The organism is Streptomyces sp. NPDC045287 (assembly GCF_056432325.1).
In genome coordinates this window covers 15,125-31,024 of sequence record NZ_JBWKJG010000023.1, presented here as the reverse complement: position 1 = coordinate 31,024, position 15,900 = coordinate 15,125, and the positions used below count along the sequence as shown (strand labels likewise).

Genomic DNA, 15,900 nt, shown 5'->3' with positions numbered 1-15,900 from the left:
GTGGGCTGCCGGAGAGCGATGACATTCGCGTCCGGCCCAGTGCCGCTTCCCGCCCGGCGGGCACCTGAAAAGAAAGTTCGGCCTCTCCTCCCGCCTGACGGGACGCCGCGCTGATCGGCCTTTTCTTGCAGGTCAGAGCGGTGTGGCGTGGTCTGCATGACAGTGGATATCAGGGTCATCCGGGCCGGTCGGATGTACCGCTACTACCTGCGTGAGACCGTGGTCGGCGACGGCCGCCGCCCGGCGCGCACGCCGCTGCGCGAGGCTCAGGAGCGGGCCGGTGTCCCGGTCGGGCGCTGGATGGGCCGCGGCCTTGCGGCGCTCGGACTCGCGCCGGGTGAGGAGGTCACCGAGGCGCAGCTGCGGAACCTGTTCGGTGAGGGGGGCCGCCACCCGTACGCGGACCGGATCGAGGCCGACCGGCTCGCCGCGGGCGACTCCCCGAAGAAGGCGTTCAAGGCCGGCGCCCTCGGACGCCGGGTGACGGTCACGGGCGTGGACTTCGTGTTCCGGCCGCAGCCGACGATCTACCTGTTGTGGGCGCTGGGGGATGAGGAGACCCGTCTGGTGATTGAGGCCGCGCACGAGCGGGCGATCGGGCGGGTGCTGGAGTGGATCGAGGACGAGGTCGCGGTGATCCGCTATGGCAAGGACGGGATCTACCGGGTGCGGCCGACCGGCGGTCTGGTCGCCGCCCGCTTCCGCCACTACGAGGCGCGCTCCGGGCGGCCGTTGCTCCATGACCATCTGCTGCTGAGCGTGAAGGGGCAGCGCCTGGACGGGAAGTGGGGGTCGATTCACACCACGGCCCTGTACGAGAACACGGTCGCGGCCTCCGCGCTCTACAACGAGATCGTGGCCGCTGAGGTCTGCGAGGAACTCGGGCTGGCGACCGAGCCGCGCACCGTCACCCCGGGGCGCCGGCCGGTGATGGAGATCGCCGGGGTGCCGCACGAGCTGATCCGCTGGACCGCCCGGCGCAGCGACCAGATCGCCGCCTGCCGCTCCGTGCTGGAGCACGAGTACGTCACCGCCGTCGACGACGACGGCGAGCCGAAGTTCCTGCCCGTGGTCTCCGAGCGGGCCCGCGCCAAGATGAACCAGATCGCCGCCCGCAAGACCCGCCCGCCCAAGCGGAAGACCCAGCCGCTCGCGCAGCTGCGCGCCTGGTGGAAGGTGAGCGCGATCCTCACCTCCAAGGTCACCGCCGACGTCATCACCTCCCTCCTCGAGCACGCCCGCGCCGCAGCCGCCGCGATCCGGGCCCGCGTCGCCGCCGTGGTCGACGTCGCCCTGGCGGCCGTCGACGTCACCGCGACGGTGTTCGTGATGAACGAGGGCGGGCGCTTCCACCGCCGGCACCTGCTCGCCGAAGCCCGCCGCCACCTCGCCCTGGTCCTGCGCGGCCGCCGCCGCGACCCCGGCCTGGACGACCAGGTGGTGGCCGCCGCCATCTCCACCCACTGCCTGGACATCACCGAGCCGAAGACCACCATCGGCCTGCTGGCGGACTACCGCCTCTACACCGCCCGGTGGGACCTGGCCGACCTCCCCGCCCGGCCCCGCCCACCCGCTCCCGCGCCCGACCCGGACCGGCAGCCCCCGGCCGACCTGGGCGAGCCGGCTGCGCTCCGGCCGCCGGGCCAGGACGCGGGGGAGTGGGAGGTACCCCGCATCCCGCTCCCGTACGACCGTGCCGTCCTCGCCGGAGCGGTGGTGCGGGAGAAGCTGCGCACCACCACCGCCCCCGCGGTGCGGGGCCGGGCGTACGACGTCGTCGCCCACCAGCAGGCGGCGATGCCCGAGCAGCTGCTCGCACCCGAGCCGGCCGACCCCGAGCACGACGCCCAGGAGCAGGAGGCCGGTCGCGGGGAGGCGATCGACATGACGGCGCTGCGGGCCTTGCGACGATCCCGCACGGACGTGGAAGCCCTCGATCTCACCGCCGACCGGCTGCGCCGCATCCAGGAGGCGGCCACCAAGATGGTCAACGACTCCCACGCCCGCGCGCACCGCCACACCGCACAGGCCGACGCCGACGCGGTGCGCCCGGACGACCAGCAGGCGCACCGCCCACAGCAACCCGGACCGCACCGCGGCCGGGAGGCCGGCCACTGAGTGGACCCGATGGTGCGCACCCGGTGCGGTGGTGCGCACCGACGACGCCCGGCTCCACTCCACCGAGTGGAGCCCACCGAGTGGAGCCCACCGAGTGGACCCACTGGGTGGAGCCCACCGGGTGGAAGTGGACGACATCGACGGGAGTGGCGCCGCGCTCCACCCGGTGCGTTTCTCCTTGACCTCGGCTCAGGTCAAGGAGAAACGCACCGTCTCCACCCGGGCCCACTCCACTCCACCGCACCGCATCCACCTGGTGCGCACCACTTCCGTGCGCCCACCGCACCGGTGCGCGCACCACCGCACCGGGTGGAGCGCACCGGATAGACCCGGGCGCACCACCGCACCGGATCGGTGCGCACCACCTGCGCGCCCACCGCACCGGATCGGTGCGCTCCACCGCACCGGTGCGCGTCGGCGTGGCTATGGGCGCGCGGTCATGGACTGCACGGTGCGGGCCCACTCCAGGTGTTCGTCGCGCATGGTCTCCAGGGTGGCGCGGGTGTCTCCGTGGTCGTCGGGGTCGGGGATGACGTTCTCGACGAAGCGGATGATGCTGCGGGCGATGCCCAGCACGGCCGTAGTGGGGGAGTCGCGTGTCCAGTCCCGCAGGGCGGACAGCAAGATGCATCCGACCTCGTCCAGGGCGAAGGAGTCCGGGTGCGGCTCCCCGTCGCCCAGGACCCCCGTGACGGGGAAGACGATGTTCTCGGCGAGGCGCAGCAGCAGGAAGGCCAGTTCTGGAGTAGCCGGCGTGCGGCCGGAGACGTAGTTCCCGCCGCCCATCTGGAGCGCCAGGAGGTAGTCGAAGCCCTGCTCCACCTGCTCGGGCGTCAGCGGCGTACGGGGCGGGATCAGGTACGGCATGAAGCTCTCCTCACGATGGCCGCCGCGCGGCTCGCGGCGTGCTCATCGCATGGTTGGCGTGCGGGCCTGTGGACAGAGGCCAAAGATTTCTCCCTACTTCAAGAGAAAGGGGGCGAATCGGGGCTGCAAGAGTCAAAGCGGTCCCCTTGTCCAGGGTGGTCGGCCCGACCACGAACCCGACCCTGACCCCTTGTCCACCTCTGCTACCGCCCCGCTCATCGCCGTGTTTCTCCTTGACCTGGCCACGGTTAGACCGCGGACAAGGGGGTCGGTTGCACGCTGCTCCCTCGAGTCCCCGCCCACCAGGGGCGGCCCGAAGCGAAGGAGCTACTGCGATGACCACGCACCGACCCCCGGCAGGCGCCCGGCGCGACCACGGGCCTGACCAGCAGCGGGCAAGCCGGTCCGGCCTCCTGTGGTGCGCGCTTGGGAGGCCACTGTGGAACCCACTTTGGTGCCCGGCACCGAACTGGACGGAGAAAGCCCAGGTCACCACGCAGATACGGCCGCGCGCCGCGTTGTCACAACCCTCTTGTCTACTCCTGAACTTTGAAGTGATGTCCGTAGAGGAGGAGATCATCGGGTTCGGGGGCCGGGCGCCCTCCGCGGTCGGGCGCGGCCGGTGCTCGGCAGGTGGCCGCGCGCGCCAGACGACGGGGAAGGAGCGCAGCTGATGGCGGGGAAGCGTGAGGAGAACCCGGCGGGGTCGTCGAACAACCTGCGCGGTGACGTGCTGCGCGTGCTCGGAGTCCTGAAGGTCGCCACGGTCGAACAGGTCCAGCAGATCTCAGCCCCGCACCTGAGCTATCGCCACACCGGCAAGCCGACGCCGTCGAAGCGGAAGCAGGCCCGCACCGCCTCTCACACCGGGGCGCTGTCCGATCTGCGCAAGCACGGCCTGGCGGAGAACGGCGGGCAGCTCCCGGGCGGGGACACGCTGCGCAACTTGACGCCCATGGGCCTGAAGGCCGCCGCGCGCGAGCTGGGGCGGCCGGTGGGGGAGATGGGCAACCCGGCCCGCGGCGCGGGCCGCACCGGCGCCTCCCATCCGATGACGGTCAACGAAGCCGTGCTCGCCCTGCTGCGCCCGAAGCCGGACCTCGCCCAGCTCGCCAGCGAGCCGGCCGACGTCCTCGCCGCCGCGCAGGCCGCTGCCGACGCGCCCGCCGGGGTGGGCACCATCGCCTCCTACGCGACCGAGGTGGCGCTGCCCGCGACCGGCACCTGGGCCAACCCGGGCAAGGGCGGCGCCCAGGCGGACATCGTGATCGCCGCGCCCGAGGACGGGGTGCCGCTGCTGTTCGTGGAGATCGACAACTGCTTCGAGTCCGCGCAGGTCCTCGCCGCGAAGGTCGACAAGTACATGCGGTTCTGCCAGCGGAAGGTGAAGGACGTCGACGGCAAGGAGCGGCCGATGTGGCGCACCCGCTGGTGGGTGCCCGACGGCCGCCGCGGCGACCAGCCGCACCCGCCGCTGCTGCTCGTCTTCAACCGGATCGGCCCGCGCAACCCCAACACCGTCATCGCGCAGCTGGCCGAGCTCACCGAACGGCACTGGAAGGGCAGGGCGTACGAGGGCGGCTTCCACGTGTACGACGGCAAGCTGCCCATCGTGGTCACCGGCATGAAGCAGCTGAAGGAACACGGCCCGGCCGGAGCGGTCTTCCGGCGCTTCGGCCGGCCGCACAACCAGACCCTCATCGAGGCGATCGGCAACCCGCGCCGCGAAGCCTACGACGCCCGGAAGCAGGCCGAGTACGCCGCCCGCCAGCGGGAGCACCAGGAGGAGCTGCGCCGCACCGCCGCACAGCACAGAGCCGAGAAGGAGGCCCGCCGTCCCGTGTGCGCCGACTGCGGCACCCGTTTCACCGACGAACGGTGGAAGGCCATCGAGCCCGCCGGGTGGGACGCCCCGCGCGAGACCCACCCGCACCTGTGCGACGACTGCAAGCAGCGCGCCATCACCGTCGAACGCCAAGCCGAGCAGGCCGGGCCCGAGCACCAAGAGCACGACCAGGCCGTGCCCAAGCAGAGGGAGGAGGGCGGATGGTTCGCGCGGTTCCGCTCCTGACGGAGGGGCCGTCCGCCCGTCCCGCCGCAGGCCTGTCGCCAGGGCGGCGCTGTCGCGGCCCCGGCTTTTGGTGTCCTCGCTTGTAACTGCGGGGCGGGCGCCGCTCGGTCCGCCCGTGGTGCCGCCGCGCCGTCCCGCTGTCTCCGTGCCCTGCCGCCCGCCCGGCGCCGCCCGCCGTCGTCGTCCCGCCACTTCGCGGTCCTACCGTGCCGCTGCGGCGTCCCCGCCGCTGTGCCTCGCCGTGCCGCCGTGCCGCCGTGCCGCCGTGCCGCCGTGCCGCTGTGGCGCCGCCGTTCCGTGGCGCTGTCGTCCTGCCGTCCGCCGCGCGGTGCCGGCACCGCGCGGCGGTGGTGTCGCCGTCCCGACTGGTTGTTCCTGCCGGCGTAATGGGGCAGCGGGCGGTGAGGCTGTGCCGGCGTTCCACGGCGACATCGTGGCGCTGCCGCCGAAGCCGCCCGCCTCCAGGCCACCACGCCCCCGGAACCGGAGCCGGATCACGACCAGGAGCCGGGCAAGCCCCGCTGCGGGCTGTTCCGCCGCTTCGTGTTCCTGCCGCGCTGCCGTCCCGCCGCCGCGTCGACACCCTGCCGCTGCCCGGGCCTCGGCCGTGCCGCCCGCCGCTTGCGGCGCCGCTGGTGCCGGATCCGGAGGACGAGCCCGGGCCGGGCCGGGGCCGCGGCTGGTTCCGCCGGCGGCCTGATGATTCCCTTCGCACCCGGGGGAACGCACACACCGGCCACAAACAGCACCGGCGCAACCCTCTGGAACACCTCGGGGCCCCGGGCTTCGCACAACGCCAGGGGCCTTCCCGGTCTGCTGCCGGATCAGGACCGCTCCGGGGCCGGGCCGCAGTCGACCCGGCCGGTCGTACACGGAGCGTGTGCCAGCGCGGGCCCTGCGGTCTCCTCGACGATGCCGGCGCCGCTGAGGTCCTCGCACACCCGCAGGTCCAAAGCGACGGCGGCCGCGTCGATACGCGTCCACTGCTCGTCGGTGAGGTCGGGCAGGAGCGGGCGTAGGTGGTGCAGGGCGAACGCGACGATGCCCGGCGTCACGCTGTGCAGGAGGTTGGCGAGAGCGGCGCTGTGCGCGTCGGGATGGAGCTCGCCCCCGCCCGACAGAGCGTACGCCAGCCTGTACGCGTAGTCCGCCTGCTCGGTCAGGGCGGCGTTCGCGGTGGCGCGCACGCCCGTGAGCCAGCCGGCGGTGAACAGCAACTGCTCGATCGCGGCACCCGGCACCGTGGTCCCGGCCGCGGCGGTGATGTTCTCCATGCCCGGTCAACCCCCCGACCAGCAAGGCGGACACGGTTCCGCTCCGGCCACAGCACGGTGCGGGTTACCCACCTGCGGCGTCGGCCGTGTTCTTCACGGCGAGGATCTCCGAGACCGGGCAGCCCCATGCCGCGCCCGGTCCGGCCGGGCCGTAGAGCGTGAACCCGCACGCCTGGAAGAACGCCTGTCGGCCGGTCGCGTCGGCGCCGTCCTGCGGCACCAGGGCCAAGAACGTGTGGCCGGCTTCCTGGGCCCGGCGGGCGATCTCGGTGAGAAGCGCCCGGCCGACCCCGCCACGACGATCGGTAGGGGCAACGGCCATCGTCAAGATGAACGTCTGCTCGCCGGGATACGCCTCCCGGCCTTCGTCATGCCCGAAGTCGCAGTGGAGCTGGAACTCGGCGACACCGACGAGACGCCCGTGGAGCTCGGCCACGACGACGTCCAGGCCCTCGGGGTCGTAGAAGCTGCCGTCTCCCAGATGGTTCGAGTACAGCAGCCCCTCCACCACCGGGTAGTCGGCTGGGGCGATGTCACGGATGAGCGGCATGACTCGAGTGTTCCAGGACTCCGGCGCGGAGTCACTGTCCACGGCCATCGACGACATGACGGAGGTACTGAACCGCGCCACCCCCTGAACTCCGGAACCCCTCATGAACGGATCTGCCGCCGGCACCGGCTCTGGAACACTGAGGGCCACCCAGCGGTGAGGAGCGAGGACATGGCGGCGAAGGCGGATCCGGCGAAGCTGGCTCGGCAGGCCCGGGACCTGATCGAGGGGTACAACCGTGTACTCCTGGACGACGCGAACGCCCTGCCGGCGCCTGCTCTCTCGGAAGCCACCCAGGCGCTGAAGTCGCTGGTCGACCGCCTCCCGCAGGCATTCGAGCAGACCGCCGACGTCCTGGAGCTCCTGGCCAAGAGCGACAAGGTCACGGTCGAGCGGGGCGAGGTGAAGACCGAGGTGGCCACGACCGCCGCGGAACTCCGAACGGTCGCGGCCGACAGCGAGCAACTGGGCAAGAGCCTCGCCAACCCGGCATCGGCCCTGTTCCTCATGGGTGGCCGCACAGGCGGCGGGCGTCTCCAAGACGAAGATGCATGATCGGGGCTGACGCGCTCCACCATCGACCGGTACCTGCCGTCGTCGCCCTGATCCCGTACCCCCGCTGAGCCCACAGGCCGGGGCCCCCACCCACCAGGTCCGACACCGCGACGAAAAGACGGGCCGATGCCCCGCCCCGCCGTCCCCGTGAAGGGACGGCGGGGCGTTTTGCTGCGCCCGCCCCGGCCGGGAGGACCGGGCGGCACTCGGAGCTCCCGAAGCTCTTGGCCGGGGCGAGTGGTCAGGCCGCGGCGGGCCGCAGCACGGCGAGAGGGGAGCGCCGGCCCTTCCCCATCGTGCGCAGCTGCTCCCAGTCGACCTCGGGGTGGGCGGGGACGATCGCGTCGACGGAGGCGGTGGTGTAGAGGGCGACGTCGACGGCTCCGGCCCGGCTGGTGCCGAAGCGGACCTCGATCGACTGCGGGGAGCGGATCCAGCCGAGCCGCACCATGTGGTCGAAGTCGGCACGGCGCACCCGGAGGCGGGCGGCGGCCTGCTCCGGTCCGAGCGGGGTGTCGGCGGCGACGAGCTCGGCCAGGTCCTCGCGGCGGCAGACCTCGTCGACCTGGCCGGGGTGGTGCAGCGTTCCGTCCGGGGTGGCGCTCAGGTCGACCAGGAGGCCCCGGTCGACGAACCGGCGTACTACGAACGCCGTCACCTTCGCCTTCTCGCCGATCACGTTCGGGGTGCCGAGCGCGTCGGCGATCCGGTCGGCCGCCGCGCCGCCGGAGATCGGCGGGGAGGGCATCGCGGCCCGGATGGCGTCGGCGTCCAGTGTCTCCACGGCGGCCCGGGACCACAGGGACGTCGACACGTCGGGGGCGGGGATGAGGCCGGTATGCCGGGCCCACCGGAAGGCGGCTGCGGACACCTTCAGGCGCTTGGCGGCCTGGCTCGCGTCGTACTCGGTTCGTCGCATGAGATCACCTCTCGCTCGTTCGCCGGAAGCGGCGGACAGAACATGACAGAACGCATGAAAAACTGTCAAGCTCCCCTAGAAATAGGCAAGTTGGACGCGCACTGCTAGGACTGCGCCCGCGTACGCGAAGGGAAAATCACCCACTCGGGCGCCGCCACCGCCCCGGCCCACCCCGCCCCGGCCGCCACCGCCCGCCGCTCCGCCCCGGCCCGGCCCGCCCCGGCCCGCCCCGGCCCGGCCCGCCCCGGCCCGCCCCGGCCCGGTTGGCCCGGCCCGGTTGGCCCGTCCCGGGTCGTCGTCCGGTCGCGCGACGAGCGGCACGCCCGGGCGTAACGGCCGGCGCCAGGTCTCCTCGCCCTCGGCGCCGGCTTCTCCCGTTCCGGTCTGGCCGTACGGGGTGTTCCGGCGGCCGTTCGAGTGGCCTTGGGCTGGGCTGTCAAATCTCCTCTGCCGGGGGGCTGTTGTGCGGGATGCTGGCGGGTATGACGGAGAGCCTGCGGCCCCGGGTTTACGGGGTTGATCATGATGACCCGCATCCTTGGCCGAAGCCTGGCCGCACCTACGCCGCCCTGCACGGCGGCCCCTTGGACGGGCTCTTGGTGAACGTGACCGGCTGCCCACCGAAGGAGTTGGCGGAGGGGGCGGCGCTGATCACGGAAGCGGGCGCCTACGGGCCGGGAGGGCGAGCCCTGTACGGGCCGGCCGACCCTACCGAGCTGCTGGTGTGGCACTGGGAGGGCGACGTGCCGTGACCGGACGTGCGGGCCGGCGGCGGGGGAGTGCGCCGTCGTGAGCAGCGCTGTACGTCGCCGGGAGCTCGGGCCCGGCCCCGGCCCCGAGGTCCCTTCCGAGGCGCCGGTGTGTGACCCGCGGGCCCGTTCCGCCGCCGAGCGCGCGGCCGGCGCCGAGTTCGTCGAACCGGTTCCGCCCCGCCCGACGCCGCCTCCGCGCGCGGGGCGCCGACCGTTGGGCGCCGGCCCGGCCGGTCCCGGCATCCCGGGTGTGCTGCCGGGCTAGGATCGCGGGCAGTCCGTGCCGGTAGGGAGTGTGCGGGTCAGGCCCGGTGCCCAGCGCTCTGGGGGCAGTACCACCGGGCCGCTCCCCGCCGCCGGCGCCGCGCCGCGGTACCGGGCGACGATCAGCACACCCAACCGTAACGGCCCCCACCCATACCGCTGGGTGAGAAGCCCGCCAGCGGCTGGGAGGGCGACGTGCCGTGAGGGCCGGACCCGCGCGCCGGGCACGCGAATCCGTCCCGCCGCCTCGCGACAAGCTGCGGCGGGCACCCGCTCCGCCCGGGGATTCCCTGCGAAGCGCCCTGTCCGGGCTCGTGTTCTGGGAGGCTTGCCGCATGCGGGAGGCCGTCGACGTCGACTTGGCCGTGAAGCCGTACGCCCCCGCCCAGCGGCTCGGTGACCGGGTCTTCCAGTGCCACGCGACCGCGGTGTGCACGATGCCATACGGCACCTGGGCCTACGCTCTCCTCGACGGCGTCGGCGACACCCGGCCGGTGCGTTCCTGGACGCGTACCGCCGCGCGCCGTCTGGCCCGTGCCGCCGCCGTGCGCGGTGACGCGGAGGCCGCTCTGCGGGCCGAGTACGACCGCTACGCCGCCAACCCCGCCCGCCGCCTCAAGCAGGGCCTGCCCGCGGCCGTCGTCGCCATCCACGCCTCCGGCGGCCAGTTCTCACCCGCCTGGTCCGATGACGCCCGCGCCTACCTCCTCTTCGACGGGCTCGACGGCCCACTGTGGCTGCTGACCGAGGACCACAACGCTCGCCGCGCCTGCGACGGCTACGGGGACCGCAACCTGATTACCGCCTGCCTCGGGCTGGGACGCAGTGACCAGGAGACCGAACAGCTCTGGGGCCACCCGGCCATCGAGTACCTGCGCGCTCCGGCCCGGCCGGGGTGGCTGCTGCTGGCATCCGACGGCGCCTACGAACCCCACGAGGACGCCGACCACGACCTGCGCACCTACCTGACCGGCGACTCACACGACGCCGCCGGACGCCTCGTCGACGACGCCGTCCGGCACGCCCACGCGCTACCGGACCCGTACGCGGACAACGCCACCGCTCTCGTCGCGCGCATCGCGGAAGTAAGCGAAGAGGCGGGGTCGCGTCCGCGCGGCCGGGCCTGTTGAGCGCAGGACGGCGGGGCCGGACAGAGCTTCCCCTGCCCGGCCCCGCCGGTTAGGTTTTGTCCGGCGGATCACTGACGGAGCCAGAGTCCTCAGCAAAGCGACTAGGCCTTTCTCGGAAGCCAGTGGGGCAGGTCGTCCATGGCTTCGAGCGGTACGAGCACCGGTCGAGTGAGCAGGTGGTCGCCAGCTTGCTGCACCTGGTTCTCCCGCTTCCGTACATGATCCGGATGCTGGCGCATCGCGGTGGTCCTAGACGACCGTGTGGTCAGCGGTGAGCGCCACAATGGCTGGTGCGGCTTGCACAGTTAGACCGGGTCAGAGACGAACAGGAAGTGCCCATGACAGACGATCGCGAGTATGTTGTTGCCGGTCGAGACCTCCGCGCGTACGTAGAGGAGTGGCTCGCTGGTCTTGAGGATCCAAACGGACACGCTTACGGCCTGTTGGTCGAAGCCCGGCGTGATCCCAACCCGCGAGAGAGGGCGAACTACGGGGCCTCTTACGTCATGCAAGCAATCGCTCCGAAGGTATGGGGCGATCAGGGCGGAATTCAGGAACTACTGCTTTACGCGGTTATTGCCACCTACCAAATGACGGAACGCAAGGGCTGGGAAGACTGTGCGGCCTTTGTCGGGCAGGCATTTGGTCATATGCACCGCATCGGAGAGGTCGAAGCTGCTCGCCAGCTCCGAGCTGCGGTCGAGGTACGAGCCAGCGATGAACATGCTCGCGCACGGAGCGAGATGTATCAGATGCTCGGACGGCCGCTTTATACTGATCCCGCACAGACTGCCTACTGGGATCGCGAGCTGGCCAAAGGAAATGAACGGGATCTCCGTGCTGCCGCAGCACTAGACCCCGAAGGCCACAAAGCCCCCTGGGAACAGTGATCCAGCAAGTCATTGAAAGCTATCGCTGACGAGACTGAGCACGGCTGTCAGTGGTGGCTGCCAGGCTGAGCGGATGGACCGTGATGACGAGCAGCTGCTGCGCGGCCGGGTCTACGGCGCCGACCACGACCACCCCGGCCCGCGGCCCGACCGGGCCTACACCGAACTGGTCGGCGGCCCGCTCGACGGGTTGCTGTTCGACAGCACCGGCTGGAGCGCGGACGAGATCCAGACCGGCGTCGCGCTGACAACCGAGCTCGGGCAGTTCGGCGCCGGCGGCAGGGCCCTGTACGACCCGCGGCCCGGCGAGCAGAACTGCTGGGACTGGTCTGGAGACACCCCTGACCCCAGGTAGGGCGAGAGGGGCCGCACGTACGACTCGTCGCCGCCCTCCTTTCCCTCCGAAAAATTTCGTATCGCAGGCGCTTGGACACAGCCATGAAGTACCCCCAGGGAAGGGTCGACGGAGGAGGGCCTTTCGAGCCTGGTTGCCGTCGTCCGGTTGCTGCCAGCGGTCGTGTTAACCAGGTAGATGTGAGCCTTTAACCGGTGCCTGGCCTATTCCGGGTTTGCCGCAGGCTGCGCAGGCTCTCCGAGAACTCTGGTGGGCGGCTCAAGCCCAACACGCTGCCACCACAGACCGGCCGCATCGAGGAACTGGATGGTCAGCCGGTGATTGGTGGCGTTGAAGGGAGCGACGCCTTCATCAGTGCCCACCTCGTAGCTGAGTTCCGGGTGGAACAGCGGCCCCCAGCCCTGTACCAGCAGCTCAAGGTGTCGCTCCTCACCGGCCGACACGTTGCGAAATATACGTTGAGTATCCTCGTCCCAACGCATTGCGACCGGCCCCCCGTCCACGTCGGCGTCGGCCCTGATGATCCTCAGCTCAAGCAAGGGCTCAGAACTGTGATTGACCACCTCGCCCCGCGTTCCCTCGATGGCCGACACCACCAAGCGAGCCTGGGCGGCTTGCCTGTCAGTCTCGTCCTTCCGCCTCATCTGTACCTCGTGCACGGCCAACCAGAGGGCAACGCCCGTTGCCGCTGTTGTTGCGACCGCGCTGGCCGCGTCCCAGAACTCACTCATGGGCGGACCCTAGACCCTGCGGTAGAGGCTTCGGGAGCCGTTTGGGTCAGGTAGCGTCTGTGCATGTACATGAAGGCGGATCCTGACGAGGTGTGGGAGAAGCTGCGCGCGAGCCGGGCGAACCCGCCCGGCAAGGCCGGCAACGGAGCACGCCGGAAGACCTACGCGGCGGCGCTAGAACAGGCGGAGCAGATGTTCCGCGCGGCCTCCGTGGTGGGACCGGCCACTCGCCCCCTGCAGGTCTTCTACGGCCTCAGCCAGGCGGGCCGCGCCATCGCCGCTGCGGCGGTCGACCTCAAGGGCGAAGACTGGCGACTCGATGGGCACGGCATCAAGGCCAGCGGCTTCGACAAGCCCTTCGCCGACATCGAGATCCGCACCGACCCCGCGACATCACGGGGCAGCTTCGTGCGACTGAGCCAGCTCCTCGACTCCCCGGTCTGGGGCAAGGACCCGGTACGCCTCGAAGACGTCTGGGACATGCTGCCGGTCAACCTCGACTACCCGCTCACCGGCCGGGACCGGCACCCCGCCCTGTACACGGACGATCGCAGCATCCACGGCGACCCCCATCCTCTGCTGCACGTCCCCGTCTGTGACATCCCCGACTGGGTCATCGATGACGGCAGCAGGGAGACGGTGAACGCATTCTTCGCGAAGTACCCGGGCCTCGCCCAGCATCACGAGTACGTCCGACGGACACCCCGCCCCGACGGGCCACCCGACTTCACCCGCTATGACCACGGCGGTGGCGAACTCGGGGTGAGCTGGCTCATGTCCCAAGGACACGCCTCCGTCGAAGAGCGCCGTGCCCACCTTCACGGCCTCACCCGGAGCCACGGCCACTCACGCTGGTTCCTGCCGGCGATTTCATCGACAGGCAGGGAACCGCACCTGCTGATGGCCTGGTGGTCGGTCGTCTACACGCTATCCATGCTGGCCCGCTACGAGCCGGCCGGATGGGTCGGACTCATCAGTGTGGACAGCAACAGCCACGCCGTCCCGATCGAAGGCTTGTTGAAGCGCGCCATCGACGTCCTCCCGGACCTCATCGTGTCTACGGTTGAAGAGGTCTCAGCATGACGTACGGACAAACCAGTGGGGCCGGACAGGACCACCCCCTGTCCGGCCCTCCGGTGTGCCGCCCGCGGTGCCGCCGTCCCGCCGCTCCGCGGTCCTGCTGCGGTGCGCCGGGCCGCCGCTGCGGGCACGCCGCTCCGGCCTTGGCCGTCCCGTCCCGCCGCCGCTCAGCCCGCCCGGGCCGTCGTAGGGGCGCCCCTGCTGCTGCCGCGTCGACACCCTGTTGCCTTGGTGTTCTGCGTGCCGCGTTCGGCCGGGTGGTGAGGGCCTGAGCATCTGCGGCGCGGTCGCTCTGGCTGCCCTCTCGCCGCGGGCCCGCCGCCAGGGGCGGCGCTGTCGCGGCCCCGGCTTTTGGTGTCCTCGCTTGTAACTGCGGGGCGGGCGCCGCTCGGCCCGCCCGTGGTGCCGCCGCGCCGTCCCGCTGTCTCCGTGCCCTGCCACCCGCTCGCCGCCGCCCGCGGTCGTCGTCCCGCCACTTCGCGGTCCCGCCGTGCCGCTGCGGCGTCCCCGCCGCTGTGCTTCGCCGTGCCGCCGTGCTGCTGTGGTGCTGCCGTTCCGTGGCGCTGTCGTCCTGCCGTCCGCCGCGCGGTGCCGGCACCGCGCGGCGGTAGTGTCGCCGTCCCGACTGGTTGTTCCTGCCGGCATAGCGGGGCAGCGGGCGGTGAGGCTGTGCCGGCGTTCCACGGCGACGTCGTGGCGCTGCCGCCGAAGCCGCCCGCCTCCAGGCCACCACGCCCCCGGAACCGGAGCCGGATCACGACCAGGGGCCGGGCAAGCCCCGCCGCGGGCTGTTCCGCTGCTGCGGTTGACCCCACACGGCGACGCCGGCCCTCCCCGCCGGACACGAGGAGAGGCGGCGTCGACGAGCAGCGGCCCGGGTCAGGCCGCGGCGGCCTGCTTGGCCAGCGCGGCGAGAGGGGAGCGCCGGCCCTTCCCCATCGTGCGCAGCTGCTCCCAGTCGGCTTCGGGGTGGGCGGGGACGAGGGCGTCGACGGAGGTGGTGGTGTAGAGGGCGATGTCGACGGCTCCGGCCCGGCTGGTGCCGAAGCGGACCTCGATCGACTGCGGGGAGCGGATCCAGCCGAGCCGGACCATGTGGTTGAAGTCGGCACGGCGGACCCGAAGGTGGGCGGCGGCCTGCTCCGGTCCGAGCGGGGTGTCGGCGACGAGCTCGGCCAGGGCCTCGCGGCGGCAGACCTGCTCGACCTGGCCGGGGTGGTGCAGTGTCCCGTCGGGGGTGGCGCTCAGGTCGACCAGGAGGCCCCGGTCGACGAACCGGTGAACCACGAACGCCGTCACGTTCGCCTTCTCGCCGATCACGTTCGGGGTGCCGAGCGCGGCGGCGATCCGGTCGACCGCCGCACTGCCGGAGATCGCCGCTTTGGGCATCGCGGCGCCGATGGCGTCGGCATCCAGCGCCTCCACGGCGGCCCGGGACCACTGGTAGGACGACGCGTCCGGCTCGGGGATGAGGCCGGTGTGCCGGGCCCACCGGAACGCCGCCACCGACGCCTTCAGCCGCTGGGCGGCCTGGCCCTGGACGTATTCGACGGGCAGGCGGTGGCTCAGCTGCCCACCCAGGGCGACCTGGTCTGGATCGCCCAGTGGTACTTGGACCTGCCCTCGGCGATGGTCCCGGACGAGTTGGCCAAGGAGCAGGCCGACTGGTACCGCCTCACTCGGACCGCCCTGCGCGAACGGACCGGCAAGCGGCTCACTCTCGGGACACTGTCCGAGGCGCCGAGATTTTCCACCAGCGCGACGTGGTCGGGTATCCAGTGGCTGCGTGAGACGAGCATGAGACTGGCGATCGCGGCCGCGCGGGCAAGGGTCGCGCGGCGAACGGTCTTCCGCCAAGGGGGGCGGTATCCCGTGACCGTGCCCTGCGAAGACATCCTTGAGCACGGAGAACAGCGTTGCCCGGGGTGACGGCGCACGTGGACGGTCACCTGGTTCATGGGCCCGAGCCTCACCATCCAAGCAGTCAACTCCCCATTCCCCCACCTCGCTGCGGTGGAGGGAGCTTAAGTGCAGAGATACGAGGCGTCAGAGGTGGCGTGCGGCCGGGGTGGTGGCATCGAGCGCCCACCACCCCGGCTGTCGACCCCGCGGCTACCTCACCCCAGGGGAATCGCGTCGATCACACGCTGTGGCACGGTCCAGACGGTTGTACCCGTCTCCGTCATCAGCTGCCTGTGATTGCCGGACACTAGCCACACGTCCGCCGCGCCGGGTGCCTTGATGAGCGTGCCGTCCGCGATCTGGGTGGTCATGGCGTCCCACACGCGGGTTGGGATGACTTGCCGTGGTTTGGTGCCGTAGCCGGCGGTCTGGAGTTCTTCGT

At 71.7% G+C, this 15,900-nt stretch carries 16 protein-coding genes; 9 read left to right on the top strand and 7 right to left on the bottom strand.

What is annotated here, in order from left to right; genetic code table 11:
* Positions 1-156 precede the first annotated feature (156 nt).
* Positions 157-2,118 carry a MobF family relaxase gene (mobF, locus tag AC07D6_RS29150; protein WP_479049334.1) on the top strand — a complete coding sequence of 654 codons (1,962 nt, stop codon included), beginning with the start codon at positions 157-159 and terminating at the stop codon, positions 2,116-2,118.
* A gap of 423 nt (positions 2,119-2,541) precedes the next feature.
* Here mobF and AC07D6_RS29145 read toward each other — a convergent pair whose 3' ends face one another.
* Positions 2,542-2,985, bottom strand: a complete 444-nt coding sequence (locus AC07D6_RS29145; protein ID WP_479049332.1) for a hypothetical protein — start codon at positions 2,983-2,985, stop codon at positions 2,542-2,544.
* Between the two features lie 673 nt (positions 2,986-3,658).
* On the opposite strand from AC07D6_RS29145, the gene AC07D6_RS29140 reads away from it, so the two are divergent.
* Positions 3,659-5,056, top strand: a complete 1,398-nt coding sequence (locus AC07D6_RS29140; RefSeq protein ID WP_479049330.1) for a replication-relaxation family protein — start codon at positions 3,659-3,661, stop codon at positions 5,054-5,056.
* Positions 5,057-5,880: 824 nt separating this feature from the next.
* Here the strand turns inward: AC07D6_RS29140 and AC07D6_RS29135 are convergent.
* Together AC07D6_RS29135 and AC07D6_RS29130 are read right to left on the bottom strand one after the other, a co-directional pair.
* Positions 5,881-6,330 carry a hypothetical protein gene (locus tag AC07D6_RS29135; RefSeq protein ID WP_479049328.1) on the bottom strand — a complete coding sequence of 150 codons (450 nt, stop codon included), beginning with the start codon at positions 6,328-6,330 and terminating at the stop codon, positions 5,881-5,883.
* A gap of 64 nt (positions 6,331-6,394) precedes the next feature.
* Positions 6,395-6,880, bottom strand: a complete 486-nt coding sequence (locus AC07D6_RS29130; RefSeq protein WP_479049326.1) for an N-acetyltransferase family protein — start codon at positions 6,878-6,880, stop codon at positions 6,395-6,397.
* Positions 6,881-7,051: 171 nt separating this feature from the next.
* Here AC07D6_RS29130 and AC07D6_RS29125 point away from each other — a divergent pair, with 171 nt between their 5' ends.
* The gene (locus AC07D6_RS29125; RefSeq protein WP_479049324.1) at positions 7,052-7,435 is read left to right on the top strand and encodes a hypothetical protein; all 384 of its coding nucleotides are present in this window, start codon (positions 7,052-7,054) and stop codon (positions 7,433-7,435) included.
* A gap of 241 nt (positions 7,436-7,676) precedes the next feature.
* On the opposite strand, the gene AC07D6_RS29120 is transcribed toward AC07D6_RS29125, so the two are convergent.
* Complete coding sequence (locus AC07D6_RS29120; RefSeq protein WP_479049322.1) at positions 7,677-8,354, bottom strand: hypothetical protein; 678 nt, start codon at positions 8,352-8,354, stop codon at positions 7,677-7,679.
* Positions 8,355-8,836: 482 nt separating this feature from the next.
* On the opposite strand from AC07D6_RS29120, the gene AC07D6_RS29115 reads away from it, so the two are divergent.
* From AC07D6_RS29115 to AC07D6_RS29100, 4 genes are all read left to right on the top strand, one after another.
* Positions 8,837-9,106: a hypothetical protein gene (locus AC07D6_RS29115; RefSeq protein WP_479049320.1), complete on the top strand. Its 270-nt coding sequence runs from the start codon at positions 8,837-8,839 to the stop codon at positions 9,104-9,106.
* 599 nt (positions 9,107-9,705) lie between these two features.
* Positions 9,706-10,500 (top strand): hypothetical protein, encoded by a 795-nt coding sequence (locus tag AC07D6_RS29110; RefSeq protein ID WP_479049318.1) that lies wholly within the window; start codon positions 9,706-9,708, stop codon positions 10,498-10,500.
* Between the two features lie 338 nt (positions 10,501-10,838).
* Positions 10,839-11,390, top strand: a complete 552-nt coding sequence (locus AC07D6_RS29105; protein ID WP_479049316.1) for a hypothetical protein — start codon at positions 10,839-10,841, stop codon at positions 11,388-11,390.
* Positions 11,391-11,463: 73 nt separating this feature from the next.
* Positions 11,464-11,745 (top strand): hypothetical protein, encoded by a 282-nt coding sequence (locus AC07D6_RS29100; protein WP_479049314.1) that lies wholly within the window; start codon positions 11,464-11,466, stop codon positions 11,743-11,745.
* 203 nt (positions 11,746-11,948) lie between these two features.
* Here the strand turns inward: AC07D6_RS29100 and AC07D6_RS29095 are convergent, their stop codons facing one another.
* Positions 11,949-12,476 (bottom strand): hypothetical protein, encoded by a 528-nt coding sequence (locus AC07D6_RS29095; protein ID WP_479049312.1) that lies wholly within the window; start codon positions 12,474-12,476, stop codon positions 11,949-11,951.
* 63 nt (positions 12,477-12,539) lie between these two features.
* On the opposite strand from AC07D6_RS29095, the gene AC07D6_RS29090 reads away from it, so the two are divergent.
* Positions 12,540-13,559, top strand: a complete 1,020-nt coding sequence (locus AC07D6_RS29090) for a YaaC family protein (protein ID WP_479049310.1) — start codon at positions 12,540-12,542, stop codon at positions 13,557-13,559.
* 876 nt (positions 13,560-14,435) lie between these two features.
* Here AC07D6_RS29090 and AC07D6_RS29085 read toward each other — a convergent pair.
* Positions 14,436-15,113: a hypothetical protein gene (locus AC07D6_RS29085; protein WP_479049478.1), complete on the bottom strand. Its 678-nt coding sequence runs from the start codon at positions 15,111-15,113 to the stop codon at positions 14,436-14,438.
* Positions 15,114-15,116: 3 nt separating this feature from the next.
* On the opposite strand from AC07D6_RS29085, the gene AC07D6_RS29080 reads away from it, so the two are divergent.
* Positions 15,117-15,485 carry a hypothetical protein gene (locus AC07D6_RS29080; RefSeq protein ID WP_479049482.1) on the top strand — a complete coding sequence of 123 codons (369 nt, stop codon included), beginning with the start codon at positions 15,117-15,119 and terminating at the stop codon, positions 15,483-15,485.
* Positions 15,486-15,673: 188 nt separating this feature from the next.
* Here the strand turns inward: AC07D6_RS29080 and AC07D6_RS29075 are convergent.
* The coding region (locus tag AC07D6_RS29075) for a hypothetical protein (protein WP_479049308.1) at positions 15,674-15,900 on the bottom strand (227 nt) is incomplete at its 5' end.